Genomic DNA, 20,527 nt, shown 5'->3' with positions numbered 1-20,527 from the left:
TCGTACCGCATGGTTAGATGTCCGATTTCGTGCCCCGGGTACGGGTTCGCGTTTATTTCCGGACAGCTGTAGCGGCTTATCGAGAATGTGGGCACGATCATTCTTGAAACCGCTCGAGTCGGATAAACTCTGGATAACGGGTGGTCGAAATTGTGTTTTGACTCGACGGGGGTGGGTTAGTTTTCATGTATCGCCGAAATCGCGGCGAAGGTGGGGATATTCTCACCGTGACGAGAAAAGAGGAAACATGGACATCATCGGTGACCTGCTCGCTCTGCTCGTGACGCTCCTGGGCTCGCTCAGCTCGGATTCCTGATCCGAAGCCGCTCCACATCGAGTACCCCATCGATCCGGATCGCCGTACCGGCGGTCCGGATCGATGTCGTTCGGCGACAGTGGGTTTCGCGTCGATACCGTGCGGCCCGCCTGCTGTCGGAGCGCGTGGCGGAACCTGGCCAACCAGCGCCGATTCCGTGACACGCAATGAAGGTATCGCACTATTGCGTGTGCTGGAATGGTTGAGGGCCGCCCGCTCCCGGTCGGACTTCCGGTTCGGATTCGGTTGTCCGCCAGGTGCATTCGTCTGCGGGAGGGCCCGCGCTCAGCAGGCGGGTGACCGGGTGTCCGCGAGCAGGGCGGTGTCGACGGCCTCGGCCATGGCGCGATAGCCCGCGAGGCTCGGGTGCAGCCGGTCGACGCTGGAGTATTCGTCGCGCAGCACCGCCGGATCACCCGGATCGCGCAGTGCGGCGTCGAAGTCGACGATGCCGTCGGCGAGGCGCTGGCCGCGGATCCAGGCGTTGATGGCCTGACGTTCGGTTTCGCTGCGCGGGGCGATGAGTACCCCGTCGACGAGCGCGTCGGAGGCGGGCAGCAGCGTGCCGAGCCAGACCTTCTTGCCCGCGCGGCGGGCCGCCGCGATGAGCTGTTCGTAGCCCGAGATCATGGACGCGGCGTCGGCCTGCGGCGGCAGTCCGAGATCGTTGATGCCCTCCTGGACGAGCACGCCGCTCACCCCGGCCTGATCGAGCGCGTCACGCTGGAATCGCGACAGGCCGCTCGGGCCGAGCAGCAGCGGTTCGCCACTGGCCAGCACTCGATTGCTGCCGATGCCCGCGTTGACCACCGAGACCGGAACGCGCTGCGCGTTCAGGCGGTGTTGCAACACGTCGGGATAGCGGCCGTCGGTGTCGGCGGCGGCGCGGTCGACCGGGATGCTGATCGGGGTGCTGCCGACGAAACCGTCGGTGATGGAGTCGCCGAAGGCCACCACCGCGCGGGTGCCCGCCGGGGCGAGCACGTCGACGGCCGAGACATAGAACCAGGACTGGGTGGTCGCCGTGAAACCGCCCGCGTCGGCGCGGCCGGTGAGGTCGCCGCTGCCCGCGGGGGAGTAGTAGGAGGTCGCGTTGGCGTTCCAGTGTTTGGTCGGCGGACCCGCCTGCCCGGCGACGTGGATGCTGACGGCAAGCGGCGCGAACGCGGCGACCGGGAACGACACCGGATCGCTGAGCGCCTCCGCGCCGGGTTCGATGGTCACCGAATCCCGGCCGCCGAACCGCACCGCTGCGACATTCCCCACCGTCGCGCCGGAGATCCGGTCGCCGACGCTGACCCGGTCGAAGGTGACGGGGGTGAGTCCGAATCGGTTGGTAAGCCGCACGCGCAACTGTTCGCCGCCGAGGTGGGGTGAGACGATCATCCGGAAGGTCTGATCGTCGACCGTGAGCGGGACGAGTCCGCCCGTCGCATCGAACGGGGTGACGGCGTCGGTGGGCGAGGCCGCCCATGATGCCACGAAATGCGTTCCGCCACAGCCTGGTTCGTCGGCCGATCCGATCGCGGGCGGAAGCGCGGTGACGGCGAGAGCCCCGGTGAGCACCCCGGCCGCGGCAGCGGCGACCCAGGGCGACGGCGATCGGCGCGCGCGCTTTCCGCGCGCGGGCGCGGCGGGATGTCTCATCGTCGAACTCCCATTCATTTCGGTGACCACGGTGTCGAGCGGTCGGCGATGCCGATCCGACCGATGCGGGACCAACCTATCCGGACTTTATTGTCCGGATCAAGGATCTTCCCGCATCGCGCCGGCTCGGCGGTCCGCGACGCCGCTACCCCACGGTATCGCTTACCGCAGGATCTTCGGCTCGCGCTCGGTGGGCGCATTCGATTCGTCGGCTTCGCGCGACCGCGGCGACAGTCCACGGCCGCCCTCATACCGTGCGCGTCCCCGCGTCTGGTGGCGGCGGCCGGACCGAACGGCGTCTGCCACGCGTCGGCCGCACCGCGGCACGGCCCGATCCGGCCGCACCGTTGCCACCGCTTTCGCGAACTTCCTGATCGGGAGATGCCGCCGTGGCGACGCGTATTCTCGGCTCGAGCACGACATGTGGAGGGCTACGGTGGGGTCAGCGTTGGTTCCGGGGCGGATATTCGCCGGATACCGCATCGAACGATTGCTCGGGGCCGGGGGCATGGGCGAGGTCTACCTCGCCCACGACCGCGGACTGCCGAGATTCGTCGCGCTCAAGGTGCTCACCCGCGCGGTCGGCGAGGACGAGGACGCGCACCGCAGATTCCAGCGGGAAGCCGATATGGTGGCCCGGCTCTCGCATCCGAATATCGTCACCGTGCACGCGCGCGGCGACGAGGACGGACGGCCGTGGATCTCGATGGCCTACGTGGACGGCGCCGATCTGGGCGCGGTTCTGGCGCGCGGACCGATGGCGCCGGAACGGGCGGTGCGGATCGCGCTCGCGGCCGCCGACGCGCTCGCCCACGCCCACGACGTGGGCGTCCTGCACCGTGACGTCAAACCCGCCAATATCCTGCTCACCCGAGGACCCGCGGAACGGGCGCTGCTCACCGATTTCGGCATCGCGAAACATCTCGAGGACAGCGTCGTGCTCACCCGGACCAACGAGGTGTACGCGAGCTTCCAGTACACGGCCCCCGAACGGCTCGATTTCGGCGCGCCGGTGGACCGGCGCGCCGACGTCTACTCCCTCGGGTGCACCTTCTATCACATGCTCACCGGCGAGATCCCGTATCCGGGCGGCAACGCGGCCCAGTTGATGCACGGCCATCTGCACCGCCCAGCGCCCCGCCCGAGCGCGCGGAATCCGTTGGTGCCGGAGGCGTTCGACGCGGTCGTCGCGCGCGCCCTGGCGAAGGACCCCGAGGACCGCTATCCGGATTGCGCGCGGTTCGCCGCCGACCTCGAGGCCGCTTCGTCGGGTCGCGCCGTCGTGGCTCCCTACCGATCGGCGCCGCTTCCTGCGGCCCGGCCGACCGAGGGCTACGGCGTCTACCCGCCCACGGTGTCCGGCGAGTCGGCGGCCGATTCGACCGGCGGCGAAGTGCGGGCGCGCGGTCGTGGCCCGCTCGGCCTCCGCAAGCCCGCACTCGTGGTTGGCGCCGTCGCGGCGGTCGGCGCCGGAGTCCTCGGACTGACGGCGGCGCTCGAGCACGGATTCCCCTTCGGCGACTCCTCGGTCGTGATACCGGCCGTCGAACCGCTGGTCGGCAAGTGGCAGGGCGTCGCGGAGCAGGACGACGCGGGCGTGCTGACGCGGTATCGGATGACCATCAGCCTGCGTTCCGGCCCGGTGGGCACCGTGGTCGGCAGCACGCTCTACGAGGTTCCCGGCGGAAACTGCTCCGGTGAGCTGACGCTGCGCGAGGAAGGCGAGGACGGCCGCGCCGCGTCCTACTACGAGCAGATCGTGTCCGGGCCGTGCATTCCCAACGGCACCGTCGCGGTGACGGCGGCGGCCGACGACGGTCTCACCTTCTCCTACTCGGGTGTGACCCGCGCGGGCGCGCCGGAGCGGGTCACGGCCCGACTCGACCGGGTCGGCTGAGGACCCGCCCGCGCGTTCACCCCACTGGACCGCACCCATCTCCGGGGCCGGACGCTCCGAATGCGAATCGACACGACGTACGGTTCACGATGAAAAGGTGATCGATGGGTAACGGTAAACACCGGGTGGTCGGCCCGCGCAGGCAGAAGGTCGGTTCGATGGTCGTCGCGGGCGCGGTGCCCGTGGTCCTGAGCCTGGTCGGCGGCGCCACCGCAGAGGCGACCCCGGAACAGGACGCCGCCGTGAGTCGCGTCGACTTCGGCGTCGGCCCCGCGCGGGCGAATCCGGTCCACCCGGTCGCCGACCCGGTCGATGGCGATCCGGCGGCGCAGTGGCCCGCCGCCGAGGTCCCGAATGTCCGGCCGTACCAGGGCGCGAAGATCCCCGACGACACGCTGAGCTCGTTGCAGTGGGCGCGGCCGGTCCCGCAGCCGCAGTACCTGTCGCCGGTGGACGCGTTGCACGCCCCCGTCGAGGTGCCGCGGGTGCCGCCGATCGCCCCGCCGCCGGGGATGCTGCGCGTCGGCGACGTGCAGGTCGCCGCTCCGGACTGGCTGCCGCGCGAGCAGGCGATCCAGGTCAACGACGCGGCGGCGGCCACCGAGGCCGAGATCGCGACCTTCCTCGACTCGGTCGGCATGGAACGCACGCGTTCGGATCGGATCGCGGGCCAGACCATGGGCGCGGCCGCCGTCGGCGCGACCGCGGGCGCGGCGTTCGCGAGTCCGTTCGCGCTGGTCGGCGCGGGCGTCGGCGGGGCGCTCGGACTCGCCATCGGCCTGCCGTTCGCGCCGATCGGCCTGGCCGCCGGTCCCATGGGCGCGGTCTACGGCGCGGCGCTCATGGCGGCGCCGCTGGCCGCGATCGGCGCGGGCATCGGTGCGGGTATCGGCGCGACCGCCGCTTTCACCGCACCGCCGCGCGCCATGGGGCCGACCCAGGACGCGCCCGCGGTCGAAGAGATGCCGGGCGGCTGACACGCTGCGGATCCACCGTCGGAACCGACGGTGCGCGGTCACTCGACCGCACCGGAGTTGTTTTCCGAAAGTCATTGTGCACGTGTGCTTTCGAGTCGGGGCCTCGCGGATTCGAGGGTTCGGAACGGGTGGTCCCGTCTCGCTCGGGCTGAATTGTTACCGGAAAACGCGCGTGGCGAGTCCGCGATTGTCGCCTCGTGGACCGAGGGTCGCCGTAAGGTTGCGGGGGGAGCGGCGGCCGGTCGGCGGGAGAGCGGATCGCATGGCCGTCGCGGTGGTTGTGTTCGCGGCCTTCGACATGAGGTGCGGCGCCGGTGATCGACGGTGGAAGGGCGGTACTGATGGGCAGGCATCGCAAGCGCACGCGGCGTTCGGCGGTCGCGTCGAGCCTGATGTTGGTGGTGATGGCGACCGCGATGGTCGCGGTGACGGCCGTTGGTATCGGTGTGCGGCGACTCTGAGCCCGAAACCGGCGGATAGGCTCGCGACGTAGACAACGGGGTCGTCCCGCGAGGGTCGGCTCGCTCAACGAAGGAGCTGTCATGATCGCTGTCATCGCCGAACTGACCATCCAGGAGGGCAAAGGCGCGGACTTCGAATCCGTCTTCGCCGACCTCGCCGCACAGATCGCGCTGCACGAACCGGGCAACAAGCAATACCAACTGGTTCGTTCGAAGGCGGAGCCGACCTCCTACCGGATCTTCGAGCTCTACGACGACGCGGCCGCACTCGAACTGCACGGCAAATCCGAGCACTTCCGCGCCGCCGGTCAGCGGCTGGCCCCGCTGCTCGCCGCCGCGCCGAAGATCGACTACTTCGAGGCTGTCTGACCCGTCCGACGCGGACGCGACGACCGCCCGAGGCGGACCGGACATGCGGCGGGCCCGTGGCTCGCCGCATGTGTCCGTCTCGATCGTCGACCCCGACAACCCCTACCGCTATATCGAGGTGCGCGGCGTGGTCGAACGCATCGATCCCGATCCCACCGGCGCGTTCTTCGTCACCCTGAACGAGCGCTACGACGGACCGTTCGGCCCGAAGGACCCCACCGACGCTCCCGACCGCGTCGTGTTCGTGGTTCGCCCCACCGCGGTCGGCCGACGCGGCTGATCTCGTCCGTGCCGCGGGATTCGAATCCGCGCGAGGACAACTGTGGACTGTGTCCGGTGTGTGCACGAGTCTCGCTGTACCGCGGCACGAGGACGTGTCGCTCGACGGACGCAGGAGTACGGGTGTGATGGCGCACGGCAGGTTTCGGGTAGGGGCGAGCATGGCCGCGGCGGCTGTGGTGCTGCTGACGGCGATGGTGCTGACCGCGTGCGGTGGCGGTGCGGTCCGCGAGTCCGGCGGCGTGCCGGTGCTGCGCTATCAGGGGTGGGCCTCCCAGGTCGTGATCCCCGAACTGGCGGAGGATCTCGGCTTCTTCGAGGGCAAGGTGAAACTCGAATGGCAGGGCAACACCATCAGCGGCCCGCAGGACATCCAGTCGGCGGCGACCGGTCAGGTCGATTTCGGCGGCGCCTTCGGCGGGGCGGTGGCCAAGCTGGCGTCCGCCGGTGCGCCGATCACCGCGGTGCTGAACTACTACGGCGCCGACGCGAAGACCTTCACCGGGTTCTACGTGCCCGAGGACAGCCCCATTCGCAGCCCGAAAGACTTGCTCGGCAAGAAGATCGGCGTGAACACCTTGGGCGGGCAGGCCGAGGCCGACGTGCACGACGTGCTGAAGAAGCAGGGATTCAGCGAAGAGCAGATCAAATCGGTGCAGCTGGTGGTGCTTCCGCCGCCGAACACCGAGGACGCGGTGCGGCGCGGGCAGGTCGACGTGGCGGGGCTGACCGGCCAGTTCCAACAGCGCGCGATCGCCAACGGCGGATTGCGCCCGGTATTCACCGATTTCGACGAATTCGGCCCGTTCAACGGCGGACAGTACGTGTTCCGCAACGACTTCGCCGCCAAGAACCCCGAGACCGTCGAAGCGTTCGTGGACGGTGTCGCCAAGGCCATCGAATGGCAGAAGACCACGCCGCGCGAACAGGTCGTGGCGCGTTTCACCGAAATCATCGAGAAGCGTAAGCGTTCCGGTGAGGACGCCTCCTCGGTGAAGTACTGGCAGTCGGTCGGCGTGCCCGCCACCCACGGCGTGATCGCGGACATCGACTTCAAGCGGTGGGAGAGCTGGCTGCGCGACACCGGCGCGATCGACGGCCCGCTCGATCCGTCGAAGTTCTACACCAACAAGTACAACCCGAACGTGCCGAAGTAGTCGCCGGGAATACGGGCCGGTCGGATCGTGCTGATTCGACCGGACCCGTGCCCCGCGGTGCGGGCGCGTGCTGTTCCGCGCACCGGCGAATCGCCGCGGCGCACGACTACGGAGGTTGAACGTGACGAGTACGACCGGACCAGCGCGGGCGCGACGAATTCTCGGCAGGCCGTTCGGTGTCGGCGATCTCACCCTCACCAATCGGATCGTGATGGCGCCGATGACACGCAGCCTCTCCCCGGGCGGCGTCCCTGGCGATGACGTGGCGCGGTACTACGCGCGCCGCGCCGAGGCCGAGGTCGGGCTGATCATCACCGAGGGCACCTTCATCGAACACCCGTCGGCCGGTATGAGCGACGACATCCCTCGGCTGTGGGGCGCGGACGCGCTGGCAGGCTGGCGGCACGTGGTGGACAGCGTGCACGCCGTCGGCGGCAAGATCATTCCGCAGCTGTGGCACGTCGGGGTCGCCCGCGAGCCGGGGACGGGACCGATCGCGAGCGCCGCGTCGGTCGGCCCGTCCGGAATAGACCTGGACGGCTCCGCGAAGGGCGAGGCGCTGAGCCTGTCCGATATCGACGATCTCGTCGCCGCCTACGTCGCCGCGGCCGCCACGGCGCAGCGACTCGGGTTCGACGGACTCGAAGTGCACGGCGCGCACGGATATCTCATCGACCAATTCCTCTGGGAGCGCACCAATCAGCGCACCGACGCGCACGGCGGCAATCTCGCGGCGCGGGTGCGCTTCGCCGCCGAGATCGTCGCGGCGGTGCGCGGCGCGGTGTCACCCGGATTCCCGATCTTCTTCCGGCTCTCGCAGTGGAAGATCGGTCAGTTCGATGCCAGGATCGCGCACACCCCCGGCGAATTCGAGCAGATCCTGCTTCCGCTGGTCGAGGCGGGGGTCGACGTCTTCCACGCCTCGACGCGGCGCTACTGGTTGCCCGAATTCGAAGGCAGTGACCTGAATCTCGCGGGCTGGGCGAAGAAATTGACCGGCAAGAGCACGGTGACAGTCGGTTCCGTCGGATTGGACGCCGAATTCGTCGGCCCGTCCGGTCGTGCGGGCCAGAGTGCCGTCACCGGTATCGATGAACTGCTCGATCGTGCCGAGCGCGACGAATTCGACCTGGTCGCGGTGGGGCGGGCCCTGATCGCCGATCCCGAATGGGCGCGTAAGACGCTGGCGGATCGCTCCGGCGAAGTCCAGCCCTACCACGCGCGGCAGTTGGCTTCGCTGCACTGAGTTCGGCCGCGGCCGTGCGGAGTTCGCGGGTCTAGCCGCTCGGCGGCGGCGCGGCACGGTCGGCGACGGCGTTGGCGTGCAGGACTGCGAGGGCGCGCAGGAAGGTCTTGCGGTCACCGGGAGGTAGCGCGGCCAGTACGGATTCCTCCTCGTGGCGCTGGATGTCGCGCTGTGTGGCGTCGCGCAGGCCTCGTCCCTCGTCGGTGATCGAGACCAAGTTGACGCGGCGGTCGGCCGGATCCGGTTCACGCCGGATCAGGCCGCGCCGCTGCAGCCCGTCGAGCACGCCGATGACCCGCGTCTTGTCCGCGCCGATGGATCTGGCCAGCGCGGTCTGGGTATAGACGGGCTCGCTGTCGAGGCCGAGCAGCACGGCGTACTCCCACATCGTCAGTCCGTGCCGGTCGAGCAGCGGCTGTTCCGCGGCCATGAGGCCGCGGACGAGCGGCACGATCATGGCCGCGAGATCGGGACGTCGGATTTCGGACATGGGTCGAAAATAGCGCTTGGCAAATCATAAGCTCATACATACGATACGCATGAGCTTACTGAATGGCCTGCCGAACGAAGGAGCGCGTGATGTCCACCGACACCGAAAACGAACCCATAGCGACCGAATTGGCGGCCTTCGAGGCCCTCGCCGAGTCCGGAGCGCTGATCGAGCACCACGCCGCGGCCGTCCGCGTCAGTATCGAACTCGTCGATCACGTCACCACGGCCGACCTGCGCACCTCAACACCATGCGCCGACTGGACCCTGCACGGGCTACTCACCCACATGATCGCCCAACACCGCGGTTTCGCCGCCGCCGCACACGGCAACGGCGACCCCCAGCTGTGGAAAACCCGCCCCCTCGGCCCCGACCCCGCCGCCGAATACCGCACCGCCGCCGAGTCCGTCCTCGCCGCCTTCGCCGAACCCGACGTGTTGGCGAGAGAATTCCCGCTCCCCGAGTTCAGCCCGACCCATCCGTTCCCCGGCTCCCAAGCGGTGATCTTCCACTTCATCGACTATGTCGTGCACTCCTGGGACGTGGCCGCGACCCTTGCATTGCCGGTCCGCTTCGACCCCGCCGTCCTTACCGCCGCGCACACCGTGGTCGCGGTGATACCGGGCGGCCCGTCCCGCCGCGCACCGGGCGCGCCCTTCGCCCCTGAGGTGCCGTGGTCCGGCGGCGGGACACTCGACGAAATCGTGGCGATGCTCGGCCGCGCACCGGACTGGACGCGGGACTGACCCCCGCACTGGGGCGCGGTCTGTGGCACACGTCTCCTCGCGGAACGCCGTCGCAGGTATAAAAACCGCACGTGGCGGTGTAATTGAGGACACGGGCGTGTTGGGGTTCTCGGAGGGTTTTCGCTCGGTAGCGTCGCCGGCATGCAACTGTCCAGGTTCACCGACATCGGGCTTCGGGCCGTCATGCGATTGGCGGTGAGCGAGGAATCGCAGGGGCGAGTCACGATCAAAGTGATCGCCGCGCAGGTCGAGGCTTCCGAGCAGCAGGTCGCGAAAGCGGTGGCCAAGCTGGTGGAGCTCGGTCTCGTCGAGGCGCAGCGGGGGCGGCGGGGTGGGTTGTTTCTCACCCCGGCCGGGCGGGAGATACCGCTCGGGCGACTCGTGCGGGAACTCGAGGGCGGGCGGCCCGTGGTGGATTGCGAGGGTACGCGGCCGTGTCCGCTGATCGGCGGGTGTCGATTGCGGCGGGTGCTCGCCGATGCCGAGGACGCCTTCTATCGCGAACTCGACGGGTACACGATCGAGGATCTGGTCGCCGCGCCGACCGCCGGACTGTTGCGCCTGCTCACCGTGTCCACGGTGGGTGACGGTTCGTCGAGTGAGAGGACTCCGACATGAACACCCCCGTGACCACGCGCGACCGCGAACTGTCCCCCGAGCACGCCGAGGTGGTGCGCGCCACGCTGCCCCTGGTCGGCGCGCACATCGACGAGATCACCGCGGAGTTCTATCGCACCCTGTTCGGCAACCACCCCGATCTGCTGCGGAACCTGTTCAATCGCGGCAATCAGGCGGAAGGGACCCAGCCCAGAGCGCTGGCGGCATCCATCGCGCGGTTCGCGACCTGTCTGGTCGACCCGGATCTGCCGCATCCCGCCGCCATGCTCTCGCGCATCGGCCACAAACACGCCTCCCTCGGGATCACGGCCGACCAGTACGAGGTGGTGCACGACAACCTGTTCGCCGCGATCGTGGCCGTTCTCGGCGCCGACGTGGTGACCGAACCGGTGGCCGCGGCCTGGGACAGCGTGTACTGGGCGATGGCCGACACCCTGATCGAGTTGGAGCGGCGGCTGTACGCGGAATCCGGGGTCGAGGCGGGTGCGGTCTACCGTACCGCGACGGTCGTGTCCCGGGTCGACGACGCGGTGGGCGTCGCGGTGTTCACGGTCGAATCGGCGGCTGACCCGCTACCGGAATTCGTTCCTGGGCAATATATCTCGGTGGGCGTGACGTTGCCCGACGGTGCCAGGCAGCTGCGGCAGTACAGCCTGGTCGGCGCGCCTGGCGGTGGTCGCTTGTCCTTCGCGGTCAAGCGCGTGGCAGGCGGGCCGGACGGACCGGCCGGGGAGGTGTCGAACCGGTTGCACGACACGCTCGGCGTCGGGGACGTCGTCGAGATCACCCTGCCGTTCGGCGATGTCACTCTCGACACCGCGTCGAGCCCGCCGCTGGTGCTGTTGTCCGCGGGCATCGGCATCACGCCCATGATCGGCATGCTGGAATACCTGGCCGTGCACGACCCGAACCGCACGGTCCTGGTCGCTCACGCGGACCGCGCTCCGCACACCCATCCGCTGCGGACTCGACTGCTCGAGCTGGCCGCTCAGCTGCCCGGACTCAACGTCGAACTGTGGTACAGCGAACCCGCCGTCGCCGCGAGACAGGGCAGACTCGACCTGTCGGCTCTGGATCTACCCGCCGCCGCCGACTATTTCCTCTGCGGCGGTGCGGAATTCCTGCGCGCGATGCGCACCGGGCTGCGCGAACGCGGGGTGGCGGCGGACCGCGTCCACAGCGAGCAGTTCACCCCGACCGACTGGCGCGACGGCACCGCCTGAGGACCGGACGCTGTCGGAATCGCGGTGATCGGAACCGGTTCGGTCGGTCATACGGTTCGCTAACGTTTCGGGCGGCAGGGTTCGTCGCGGAGGAGGCACAGGTGAGCGCGGAATCGACCATCGATATCGACACCTCGCTGCATCCTCTCGACGACCCGGTGCGTTCGTCGCTGCGGGGCGAGCACCGGCGATTCGCCACCTGGGTCGGGCGCACCGGCCGCTACGACCGCGAGGTCGCCGAATTCGTCGGGCACCCACCGCGACTCGACGGTCAGGACTGGCGGGACCTGGCCGAGGCCGTCGGTCCAGGCGGCACGGTCGGGCTGCGGGGCTTCGGCCACGAGCCGCCTGCGGACTGGACCGTGCTGAAGACCTTCGACTCGGTGCAGATGGAAGGGTCGGGCCTGCGCGTCGCCACCGATCCGGAACTGCGGGAACTCACCGCCGCCGACGTCCCGGAGATCCTCGACCTGATCGCCCGCACCCAACCCGGCCCGTTCGCCCCTCGCACCATCGAAATGGGCGCCTACCTCGGCTTGCATGTGGACGGCAGACTCGTCGCCATGGCGGGGGAGCGGATGCGTCCGCCCGGCTGGACCGAGATCAGCGCCGTGTGCACCGATCCCGCCTTCCGCGGTCGTGGTCTCGCCTCGCGTCTGGTGCGTGCGGTCGGCGCGGGCATCAGGGCGCGCGGGGAGATTCCGTTCCTGCACGCGGTAGCCGACAACACCACAGCGATCAGCCTCTACCGAACCCTCGGATTCACTCTCCGCAAACGCTCCGTGCTCACGATCGTCCAAGTCCCGGGCATCGACCCGAGCGGCGTGTGACCGCAGCCTCGCGGCCTCGGAATTATGTTTGCGGAGACCGTAAACAGTGCGCCCCGAGCTGGGCGGAACTAGGTTTGCCACAGAGCGATTTCGGTACGGTGCCACGGTTGCCGCACCGATGAGCGGGTTCGTCGCTCCCTCCGCGCCGTAGCGCTCCTGAGGGAAGCCATCTCCGGTTCCGCCGATGTCGTCCCGCACCCTGGAGGAGTGGAAGATGAGCGAGCACGCGCCCTCGGCGCCGACCGAACACGCGGCGCCGACCGAACACGCGGCGCCGACCGAACACCCGACGGTGGCGGAGCGCCTTATGGTGGCCGCGAGCGTGGTGTCGGCCGAACCTGAACTGTCGGCTGAATTCACGGCGACCGCCGAACACGCCGCGTCGAACGAACGCCCGACAATAGGGGAGCGCGCGGAGTCGACCGCGCGGGCGGTGTCGACAGGACACGTGCTGCCGATCGAGCGTGCGCCATCGAATGAACATGCGGTGCGGGTCGAGCGTTCGACGGTGACCGATCGTGTGGTGTCGAGCGAACCTGCGGTGCCGTCCGAGCGTTCGGTGCCGTCCGAGCATCCGGCATACCGGGCGTTCGCCGAGGTGGTATCCGACGTCATCGCGCCGCGTGCGGTGGAGGTGGACGCGACCGAGGTGCCGCGTTCGCATGTCGAGGCGTTGCGGGGGGTCGGGTACTTCTCGTGGACGGTGCCGAAGAACTTCGGTGGTGATCCGGTGCCCGCGGCGGTGAAGCATGCGGCGGACGAGCTGCTGTTCGGGGCCGATCCTTCGACGGCGTTGGCTGTCACCCAGCACGACGGGCCGGTCGGGCAGATACTCGCGTCCCGGCGACCCGCCGCGCTCGCGTTGTTGCCGCTGCTGGCGACGGGGGAGCGGATCGGTGGCGCCGGGTTCGCGCAGATCCGGGCCTGGCCGAAGCGTCCGAGCACGATCGCCACCGCGGTGGCGGGCGGGTATCGCATCGATGGTGTCGTGCGGTGGCTTTCGGGGTGGGGGCTGGTCGATACCGCGTGGCTGGGGGCGGTCGACGAGAGCAACAACGCTTATGTGTTCGGTGTCGGCGATCTCGGTAGGCCGGGGATCACGGTGTCGCGGCCGCATCTGGCCGCGGTGCAGGGTTCACGCACCGTGTCGTTGACGTTGCGCGACTACTTCCTGCCGGATGAGTTCGTCACCGAGGTGGTCGATATCGCGACGTGGGATTCGCGGGACGGGTCGGTCGCTCCCGGCAAGCACTGCGCGCCGTCGGAGTCGGGTGTGCGACTGCCCGCCGTTGGCGCGATCGGATTGGCGAGGGCGGCGTTGGCCGATGCGCTCGCGACTCATCCCGACGAACCGTCGCTGCTCCGGTTGCTCGCGGAGCTCGAGGAGGCCGCGAATACACCGCTGCCGGAACCGCATTGGCGCGCCCGACTGGACGAACTCGCGATCCGGGCCACCACGGCCGGTCTGGTCGCGGCGGGCGGGCAGGGGCTGCTGCGTTCCGATATCGCGCAAGTGCGTGCTCGCGCCGCGCTGTTCCTGCAGTTGCGTGGTCTCTCCCCGAAGGTGCGTGCCGCGCGGTTTGCGCGGTACGCACGCTGAGCAGGTCGGCCGGGGCGAGCAGCTCGGTCGGAAGAAACCGAGCGGGTCGGGAAGAAGTCGAACAGGCGGGCGGGAGAAACCGCGCGGGCCGTCAGAAGAATCCGACGGCGGGCAGGTCTGCGTCGTTGACGACGACGTCGCCGACGACCCTGGCCTTGTACACCGTGGGATTGTGCGAGAACAAGGTGCGCAGGTTGCGCCAGTGCCGGTCGAGGTGCACCGACCGGCGTGTCCAGGACGCGCCGCCCGCGTCGTAGGCCGCGCTCGCCGCCCGCAACGCCACCTCCTCCACTGCGACCTTGACCTGCGAAGTGTGCAGTGACGCCGCGAATTCCAGCTCGTCGTCGGCGGTTCCGTGCTCCCACAGGTGGCGGGTGGCGCGATCGAGGGAGTCCGCGGCGGCCAGTACCGCCGCCTCGACCATGAACGTCGCGCTCGACAGCGATCCGACGACTGCGAGCAGTTGCGGATCGTCGCGGGCCAGTTCGGAATTGCCCCAGGAGTAGGAGCGGGTCCGTTCGCGCAGCAGCGTCGCGGTCTCCTCGGTGAGCGCCCGCAGCACGCCCGCCCCGATCGCGTGCATGAGCAGGTGCGCCTGCGCGGCGCGCGGGCGTCCGGGACCTGGGACGCGGCGGAATTCCCCGACCTCGTTCGGATACACCAGCACGTCCTCCAGAACGGTTGTCCCGCTGCCGGTTTCGCGTTGTCCGATGCCGTCCCAGTCCTCGACGTGGAGCACGCCTTCGCGGTGGGCGGGAATGGTGACCCCGACCTGTCCGCCGGATTCGTCGTTGGCGGAGATGCGCAGGTGGTCGGCGTAGGAGCTGCCGGTGCTGTAGAACTTCTGTCCGTTGAGCCGGAAGTTCGGGCCGTCGGCGGTGAGGGTGGTGTGGTAGGTGTACACGCCCGGTTGCCCGGACAGTTCCGATTGCGCGCCCGCGAAGATCTCGCCCGCGAGTATCTGTTCCAGCCACCGACTTCCGCGCTCGGTGTCGCGCGAACGCCACGCCTCCTCGGCGGTGCCCCAATGTCCTCGAAGGATGTGCGGGACATCGGGATCGGCTTGCGCGAGGCGGATTACCAGGGTGAAGAATTCGCGCATGTCGTAGCCGCCGCCACCGGCTTGCTTCGGCAGTCGCACCGCGCCGAGCAGATGTTCGCGGACCAGCGCGAGCGCCGCGTCGGGGCGACCCGCGCCCGTATCGCGGCGTAGGCGCGCGTCGGCGGCGATCCGCTCGAGCACCTCCCGCAGTTCGGCCGAGTCGAGGGTGGGCGGTGCGGTGCGCGCGGTGGTCACTGGAGCGCCGTCCTTTCCGCGGGCCTCACAACGAGGTTCGTGATCGGCGCTCGGCGGGAGCCGGGGCGACGGCCTGTGAAAGTCATGGATCCTCCACTGGTTCGGTTCATTTCGAGAATTCCTCGATACCGGGCACCGAGGCGATGAGCCGTGCGGTGTATTCGGCGCGCGGTGCGTCGAATACGGCTGCGGTGGCACCGGATTCCACCACCGTCCCGGCGCGCAGCACCGAGACCGTGTCGCAGAACAGGCGGACCACGCCGAGGTCGTGGGTGATGAACAGGTAGGTGAGCGCGTAGGCGGCCTGCAGGTCGGTGAGCAGGCGCAGGATGTCGTGTTGCACGGACACGTCCAGCGCCGAGACCGCCTCGTCGAGCACCACGATCTCCGGGTTGAGCGACAGCGCCCGCGCGATGGCGACCCGCTGCGCCTGTCCGCCGGACAACTCGCCCGCGCGGCGACTCGCGTGCGCGCGCGGCAGCCGCACCGCGTCGAGGAGTTCGGCGGCGATCCCGGCGCGCGCCGACCGGCCGATGTCCCTGCGGTGCACCCGAATCGGCTCGGTGATCAGGTTCGCGACCGAGAAGCGTGGGTTCAGCGAGGAATACGGATTCTGGTAGACGAATTGCAGGCTGCGGCTCAGCCGGGTGCGGGTCCACGGCTCGGTCTGCCCGAGCAGTCGCACCTCGCCGCTGTCGGCGGTGGTCAGTCCCGCGACGATGCGGGCGATCGTCGACTTGCCCGCGCCGGATTCGCCGACCAGCGCGTGTGTGGTCCCGGCGGGGACCGCGAAGGACACGCGGTCGGCGGCGCGCACCGTGTGTTCGATGCCGCCGCGACGAGTGCGGAACGACTTGGACACCTCGCGGACCTCGATGGCGTACCGGTGGTCGGGCCGGTCGGCGGAGGCGGTGGGAGCCTCGTGCGCCGCGGCACCACGCGGGCGTGCGGACAAGCTGTGTCCGCCGCTGCCCGTGTGCGCGCCGGGCTCGAGCGGACGCGGGGTGAGACGAGCGGTGTGCAGTCCGGGCGCGGCGTCGAGCAGGCGGCGGGTGTACGACTCGCGCGGCCGCCGGATCTCGGCGGGCGTACCGGTTTCGACCACACGCCCCTCGCGCATCACGACGATGCGGTCGGCACGATCGAGCGCCACCCCGAGATCGTGGGTGACCAGCAGGATGCCGATGCCGAGTTCGGCGCGCAGCAGGTCGAGGTGATCGAGGATCTGCTTCTGCACCGTCACGTCGAGCGCGCTGGTCGGTTCGTCGGCGAGCAGCAGTTTCGGCTCCCCGGACAGTGCGATCGCGATGAGCACCCGCTGGCGCATACCCCCGGACAACTCGTGCGGGTACTTCGCGTAGATCGTCTCCGGCGCGGGCAGTCCAGCGAGCTCGAGGAAACGCAAGGCCGACAGCCGGATTCGCGCCTTGTGCGCACCGGCGCCGAACGGGAGCAGGCGGTGGCGGCGCAGCCGGCCGCGCAACGCGTCCTCGAGCTGGCGGCCGATCGGCTTGACCGGATTCAGCGACACCGCCGGGTCCTGCGGGATGTATCCGATATAGGAGCCGCGGTAGCGGGCGAACCGATTGTGCGACCAGCCCGCGACATCGACGCCGTCGAGCCGGATGCGCCCACCGACCCGGCTGGTGAGCGGAAGCAGCCCGATCGCGGCGCGGATCACACTGGACTTGCCGGATCCGGACTCGCCGACGACGGTCACCAGTTCGCCCGCCTCGACCGTCAGCGACAGTCCCGCGACGGCCCTGGTCGGCGGCACACCGCGGCGTTTGTACCAGATATCGAGATCGGTGCAGGTCAGCAGAGACATCAGAGAAGCCTTTCCGGCTGCAAGGCGCGGCTGATCCGGTTGCTCGCCAACACCGTCGCCAGGATCACCGCGCCGGGGAACAGCGAGATCCACGGCGCCACCGCGAGCAGGTCGCGGCCCTCGGCGACCAGCAGCCCCCATTCCGGTTGCGGCGGCGGCGCGCCGAATCCGAGGAATCCCAGCGCCGCGATGGCGAGGATGGACGCGCCGAATTGCAGCGGTATCAGCGAGACCACCGAACCGAGGGAATTGGGCAGGACGTGGCGCAACAGGATGGCGACGCGATGGGTGCCGATCCCGGCGGCGGCCTCAACGTAGTCGGTCGCGGTGACCTCGAGCACTTCCGCGCGCATGACCCGCGCGAAGTTCGCCACCGACGAGATACCGACGGCCACCGCGACATTGGTGGTCCCGTAGCCGACCGCGGAGACGATGACCATGGTGAGCAGCAGGCCGGGCACCGAGAGCAGGACATCGACCACCCGCATGAAGACGAGATCGACCGGCCCGCGCACGAATCCTGCGACCAGACCGAGCGCGGTCCCGACGAAGAACGCGATCGACACCGCGAGCAGCGTCGCGGACAGGGTGACGACGGTGCCGTAGACCGTGCGGGTGTAGATGTCGCGGCCGAGTCGGTCGGTGCCGAAGGGATGCTCGGTGCTCGGGCCCACCAGAATGGAACCGGTATCGGGCAGATACGGGTCCTTCCAGGTGAACAGTCCGGGCACCGCGCAGAACGCGACGGCCGCGACGACCACCGCGACCGCGAGTATCAGCCCGGGCCGCAGTAGACCGGGACGCAGTGCGCCGAAACGGCGTGGGGGTACGGGTTCGATCGCGGCGACCGGGGTTTCGGGCAGCGGTGGGCGGATGCTCGGTTTGTCGAGGCCGATGGTCACGGGGTCACGCCCTCTCGCACGTTCTTCAACCGCGGGTCGATCAGCGGGTAGGTGATGTCGACGACGAAGTTCACCGTCACGAAGCAGACCGCGACGAGCATCACGATGCCCTGCACGACCGGTACGTCCTGGGCGCGCACCGCCTCCTCGGTCAACCGACCGATGCCCGCGCGGGAGAAGATGGTCTCGGTGATCACCGCGCCCGCGAGCAGTTCGCCGACCACGATGCCGCCCTGGGTGAGCGCGGGCAGGCTCGCGTTGCGCAGTACGTCGATGGTGAGCACGGTGCCCTTGCGCAGCCCCTTGGCGTAGGAGGTGAGGACGTAGGGCGAGGAGTACTCGGTGCGGAAGTTGCGCAGCAGCAGTTGCGCGATCGGCCCGGCGACCGGGATGGCCAGCGCCACGGCGGGCAGCACAAGACCGTCGATCCCCTTGCTGCTGATGGGCGGGAACCAGCCGAGTTGGAAGGAGAAGATCTTGATGATGATCAGGCCCAACAGGAAACTGGGGAACGACACAAGCAGCGGCGGCACGCTCGCGATGAGATCGCGTAGCCACGGCGACTCGGGATAGGTCGCCACCCAGGCGATCACGAGGGCGAATACCGCCGCCAGCACCAGCGCGGCGGCGGCGAGCACCACTGTATTGGGCACGGCGCGCCAGATCGCGTCGAGCACCGGCTCGCCCGAACTCACCGAAGTCCCGAAGTCGCCGTGCAGCGCGGCCCACAGCCGGTCCAGGTACTGCCGCCACACCGGACGGTCGAAACCGTAGGCGCGCTCCATGTCCGCGAACGCCGCCGGGTCGATGCTCGCGCGCTCGTTCGGCGGGAACAGCAGCTCGATCGGGCTCGCGGGCATGAGGTAGAGCAGGACGAAGGACGCGGTGAACGCGCCCCACACCACGACCGCGGCACGTCCGAGTTTCAGCAGCGGATAGGTGAGCACGTGGCTACCCGTTCACCCAGGTGCGCAGGAACAGCAGCCTGCCCGACGCGTCGAGGTGGATATTGTGCACGCCCTTGACCGCGGCCACCTGCGAGGTCTGGAAATGCGGGTCGATGAGCACGAGTTCTTCGTGGATCAGGTCCTGCACGGCCTTGGCTGCCGGGATCTGCGCGGCGCCGATGGCGGTGTCGAGCGCGTTGAAGGTGCGCACGATCCGGTCCCGGTCCGGGAAGTTCTCGGGGATGACCGCGCCGTTGCCTCTGGTCGGATTGAGCTGGGTGTTGAGCACGGCGACGTCGTTGCGCGCGCGGTTGATATTGGCGAGATGGAATTCGGAGGTGAGCTGTTTGGCGGGGATGTTGCTGGAGTCGAAGATGATCTCGACGTCGATGCCGATGGATTTCAGCGCCGCCTGGGTGGCCTCGTAGGCGACGCGGGCGTCGGGCACCAGGATATTGCCGGTGCCTTTGAGTTTCAGCGGGACGCCGTTGCGCTCCCTGATCCCGTTCGGGCCGGGTTTCCAACCCGCGTCGTCGAGCAGTTTCCTGGCCTTGTTCAGGTCGAAAGCCAGTGCGCCCTTGCTGTAGTCGACGAATCCGGGCACCTTGTCGGTGAGCACCGAATGGGCTTCGCCCTCCGAAGCCGACAGCAGCGACTTCTTGTAGCCCGCCCGGTCGGTGGCCGCCACGATCGCGCGCCGGACGGCGATGTCGTCGGTGGGGGCCAGACTCAGATTGAACTGCCAGCCCAGCGTGAAGCCCGGCACGGTGCGTGAGGTCAGCTCGAAACCCAGTGCGGTCAGCACTTTTTCGTCGGTGGGCAGGATGTCGAAGGCGGCCGGGACGTCGCCCGCTTGCAGCGCGCCCACCCGCACGCTTGCCTCGGGGATGGTGATGAACTCGATCTTGTCCAGGTAGGCCGCGCCTTCGTGCCGCAAAGCCGCGGGCGCCCAACGGTAGTCCTCACGGCGCACCACGACGGTGCGTTCCTTCGGCACGTATTCGGTGACGACGAACGGTCCGGTACCGATCACGGCGGACGGGTTCAGCCGGTCCTTGGCCGAGGACCGCAGGGTGCGTTCGGCCAGGAAGGAGATGTTGCCGGTGCCGCTGTGCGCGGTGAGCTGGAGGAAACTCGAATTCGGTGCGCCGAAAAGGACTTTGACCACGTACTCGCTGACGACCACGGACTCCTTGTACGGGCCGAGGTAGCTCTTGCCGTTGGGCTTGATGCCGAGCGCTTCGTCGCCGAAGTAGAACTGGTCGAGGTTGTTCTTCACCGAGGTGGCGGTGAACTTCGTTCCGTCGCTGAAGGTCACGTCCTCGCGCAGGGTGAAGGTGTATTCGGTGAGGTCGGCGTTGTACTCCCACTTCGTGGCCAGCCACGGGCCGAGTTCGCCGGTGTCGCGGTCCTGGAACAGCAGTCGGTCCACGATGTTGTTGGAGAAGTTGGCGCCCGCGAAGCTGCTGTTGACCTGCGGGTCGATGGATTCCGGCGCGCCGAGCCAGGCGAAGGTCAGTGTGCCGCCCCGCACCGGCGGACCGTCGGCGTGCACCGCGGAGTTGCCCTCGGCGCCGCAGCCGATCAGCAGCAGACCGCCGAACGCGCCCGCCATGGCCAGGAAGCCGCGTCGGCTCGGGGTCGAGGAGAAAATGGATTCGGCGGTCGCCGAACGGCCCGTGTCGTTCATAATTCGG

The 20,527-nt window shown here is 69.0% G+C and carries 19 protein-coding genes; 12 read left to right on the top strand and 7 right to left on the bottom strand.

From position 1 onward, the window contains the following. Nucleotides 1–601: 601 nt before the first annotated feature. Nucleotides 602–1,963 carry a GDSL-type esterase/lipase family protein gene (locus IT779_RS25255; RefSeq protein ID WP_196151892.1) on the bottom strand — a complete coding sequence of 454 codons (1,362 nt, stop codon included), beginning with the start codon at nucleotides 1,961–1,963 and terminating at the stop codon, nucleotides 602–604. 436 nt (nucleotides 1,964–2,399) lie between these two features. On the opposite strand from IT779_RS25255, the gene IT779_RS25250 reads away from it, so the two are divergent. From IT779_RS25250 to IT779_RS25220, 7 genes are all read left to right on the top strand, one after another. Then, nucleotides 2,400–3,860 (top strand): serine/threonine-protein kinase, encoded by a 1,461-nt coding sequence (locus tag IT779_RS25250; RefSeq protein ID WP_196151891.1) that lies wholly within the window; start codon nucleotides 2,400–2,402, stop codon nucleotides 3,858–3,860. 104 nt (nucleotides 3,861–3,964) lie between these two features. Further along, nucleotides 3,965–4,837 (top strand): hypothetical protein, encoded by an 873-nt coding sequence (locus tag IT779_RS25245; RefSeq protein WP_196151890.1) that lies wholly within the window; start codon nucleotides 3,965–3,967, stop codon nucleotides 4,835–4,837. A 314-nt stretch (nucleotides 4,838–5,151) separates the two neighbouring features. After that, nucleotides 5,152–5,298 carry a hypothetical protein gene (locus tag IT779_RS25240; protein WP_196151889.1) on the top strand — a complete coding sequence of 49 codons (147 nt, stop codon included), beginning with the start codon at nucleotides 5,152–5,154 and terminating at the stop codon, nucleotides 5,296–5,298. A gap of 81 nt (nucleotides 5,299–5,379) precedes the next feature. Next, nucleotides 5,380–5,667, top strand: coding sequence for a putative quinol monooxygenase (locus tag IT779_RS25235; RefSeq protein ID WP_196151888.1), 288 nt, complete (start codon nucleotides 5,380–5,382; stop codon nucleotides 5,665–5,667). Nucleotides 5,668–5,737: 70 nt separating this feature from the next. Next, entirely contained in the window at nucleotides 5,738–5,947 is a 210-nt protein-coding gene (locus tag IT779_RS25230; RefSeq protein WP_196151887.1) for a pyridoxamine 5'-phosphate oxidase family protein, read from the top strand. A 160-nt stretch (nucleotides 5,948–6,107) separates the two neighbouring features. Continuing rightward, nucleotides 6,108–7,103, top strand: coding sequence for an ABC transporter substrate-binding protein (locus IT779_RS25225; RefSeq protein WP_196151886.1), 996 nt, complete (start codon nucleotides 6,108–6,110; stop codon nucleotides 7,101–7,103). A 121-nt stretch (nucleotides 7,104–7,224) separates the two neighbouring features. Next, the gene (locus IT779_RS25220) at nucleotides 7,225–8,349 is read left to right on the top strand and encodes an NADH:flavin oxidoreductase (RefSeq protein WP_196151885.1); all 1,125 of its coding nucleotides are present in this window, start codon (nucleotides 7,225–7,227) and stop codon (nucleotides 8,347–8,349) included. Nucleotides 8,350–8,380: 31 nt separating this feature from the next. Here the strand turns inward: IT779_RS25220 and IT779_RS25215 are convergent, their stop codons facing one another. Then, nucleotides 8,381–8,839, bottom strand: coding sequence for a MarR family winged helix-turn-helix transcriptional regulator (locus IT779_RS25215; RefSeq protein WP_196151884.1), 459 nt, complete (start codon nucleotides 8,837–8,839; stop codon nucleotides 8,381–8,383). A gap of 89 nt (nucleotides 8,840–8,928) precedes the next feature. Between IT779_RS25215 and IT779_RS25210 the strand changes: the two genes are divergently transcribed. From IT779_RS25210 to IT779_RS25190, 5 genes are all read left to right on the top strand, one after another. Continuing rightward, complete coding sequence (locus tag IT779_RS25210) at nucleotides 8,929–9,585, top strand: TIGR03086 family metal-binding protein (RefSeq protein WP_196151883.1); 657 nt, start codon at nucleotides 8,929–8,931, stop codon at nucleotides 9,583–9,585. A 141-nt stretch (nucleotides 9,586–9,726) separates the two neighbouring features. Continuing rightward, nucleotides 9,727–10,203: an RrF2 family transcriptional regulator gene (locus IT779_RS25205; RefSeq protein WP_196151882.1), complete on the top strand. Its 477-nt coding sequence runs from the start codon at nucleotides 9,727–9,729 to the stop codon at nucleotides 10,201–10,203. After that, on the top strand, nucleotides 10,200–11,426 hold the full coding sequence (locus IT779_RS25200; RefSeq protein WP_196151881.1) for a globin domain-containing protein: 1,227 nt from the start codon (nucleotides 10,200–10,202) through the stop codon (nucleotides 11,424–11,426). The genes IT779_RS25205 and IT779_RS25200 overlap by 4 nt, the downstream gene beginning before the upstream one ends. A gap of 101 nt (nucleotides 11,427–11,527) precedes the next feature. Continuing rightward, nucleotides 11,528–12,256, top strand: a complete 729-nt coding sequence (locus tag IT779_RS25195; protein WP_196151880.1) for a GNAT family N-acetyltransferase — start codon at nucleotides 11,528–11,530, stop codon at nucleotides 12,254–12,256. Nucleotides 12,257–12,470: 214 nt separating this feature from the next. Continuing rightward, nucleotides 12,471–13,856 (top strand): acyl-CoA dehydrogenase family protein, encoded by a 1,386-nt coding sequence (locus IT779_RS25190; RefSeq protein WP_198428901.1) that lies wholly within the window; start codon nucleotides 12,471–12,473, stop codon nucleotides 13,854–13,856. Nucleotides 13,857–13,947: 91 nt separating this feature from the next. Here IT779_RS25190 and IT779_RS25185 read toward each other — a convergent pair whose 3' ends face one another. From IT779_RS25185 to IT779_RS25165, 5 genes are all read right to left on the bottom strand, one after another. Then, nucleotides 13,948–15,153, bottom strand: a complete 1,206-nt coding sequence (locus tag IT779_RS25185) for an acyl-CoA dehydrogenase family protein (RefSeq protein WP_196151879.1) — start codon at nucleotides 15,151–15,153, stop codon at nucleotides 13,948–13,950. Between the two features lie 106 nt (nucleotides 15,154–15,259). Next, the gene (locus IT779_RS25180) at nucleotides 15,260–16,981 is read right to left on the bottom strand and encodes an ATP-binding cassette domain-containing protein (RefSeq protein ID WP_196151878.1); all 1,722 of its coding nucleotides are present in this window, start codon (nucleotides 16,979–16,981) and stop codon (nucleotides 15,260–15,262) included. After that, a complete protein-coding gene (locus tag IT779_RS25175) occupies nucleotides 16,981–17,883 on the bottom strand; it encodes an ABC transporter permease (RefSeq protein ID WP_332838958.1) in 903 nt (300 codons plus the stop codon). The genes IT779_RS25180 and IT779_RS25175 overlap by 1 nt, the downstream gene beginning before the upstream one ends. Beyond that, complete coding sequence (locus IT779_RS25170) at nucleotides 17,880–18,830, bottom strand: ABC transporter permease (protein WP_196151877.1); 951 nt, start codon at nucleotides 18,828–18,830, stop codon at nucleotides 17,880–17,882. The genes IT779_RS25175 and IT779_RS25170 overlap by 4 nt, the downstream gene beginning before the upstream one ends. Nucleotides 18,831–18,834: 4 nt before the next feature. Next, nucleotides 18,835–20,520, bottom strand: coding sequence for an ABC transporter substrate-binding protein (locus tag IT779_RS25165; RefSeq protein ID WP_196151876.1), 1,686 nt, complete (start codon nucleotides 20,518–20,520; stop codon nucleotides 18,835–18,837). Nucleotides 20,521–20,527 lie beyond the last annotated feature (7 nt).

It is taken from the genome of Nocardia bovistercoris, from assembly GCF_015674855.1.
Classification (GTDB): Bacteria; Actinomycetota; Actinomycetes; order Mycobacteriales; family Mycobacteriaceae; genus Nocardia; species Nocardia bovistercoris.
The sequence above is the reverse complement of the archived record's forward strand: the minus strand, read 5'-3'. Positions and strand labels throughout refer to the sequence as shown.

What these genes read in the sequence shown, in the direction of transcription:
- IT779_RS25210 (WP_196151883.1), top strand. Translation starts at nt 8,929, where the DNA reads ATGTCCACCGACACCGAAAACGAACCCATAGCGACCGAATTGGCGGCC.
- IT779_RS25205 (WP_196151882.1), top strand. Translation starts at nt 9,727, where the DNA reads ATGCAACTGTCCAGGTTCACCGACATCGGGCTTCGGGCCGTCATGCGA.
- IT779_RS25165 (WP_196151876.1), bottom strand. Translation starts at nt 20,520, where the DNA reads ATGAACGACACGGGCCGTTCGGCGACCGCCGAATCCATTTTCTCCTCG.
- IT779_RS25255 (WP_196151892.1), bottom strand. Translation starts at nt 1,963, where the DNA reads ATGAGACATCCCGCCGCGCCCGCGCGCGGAAAGCGCGCGCGCCGATCG.
- IT779_RS25200 (WP_196151881.1), top strand. Translation starts at nt 10,200, where the DNA reads ATGAACACCCCCGTGACCACGCGCGACCGCGAACTGTCCCCCGAGCAC.
- IT779_RS25235 (WP_196151888.1), top strand. Translation starts at nt 5,380, where the DNA reads ATGATCGCTGTCATCGCCGAACTGACCATCCAGGAGGGCAAAGGCGCG.
- IT779_RS25225 (WP_196151886.1), top strand. Translation starts at nt 6,108, where the DNA reads ATGGCCGCGGCGGCTGTGGTGCTGCTGACGGCGATGGTGCTGACCGCG.
- IT779_RS25245 (WP_196151890.1), top strand. Translation starts at nt 3,965, where the DNA reads ATGGGTAACGGTAAACACCGGGTGGTCGGCCCGCGCAGGCAGAAGGTC.
- IT779_RS25215 (WP_196151884.1), bottom strand. Translation starts at nt 8,839, where the DNA reads ATGTCCGAAATCCGACGTCCCGATCTCGCGGCCATGATCGTGCCGCTC.
- IT779_RS25180 (WP_196151878.1), bottom strand. Translation starts at nt 16,981, where the DNA reads ATGTCTCTGCTGACCTGCACCGATCTCGATATCTGGTACAAACGCCGC.
- IT779_RS25190 (WP_198428901.1), top strand. Translation starts at nt 12,471, where the DNA reads ATGAGCGAGCACGCGCCCTCGGCGCCGACCGAACACGCGGCGCCGACC.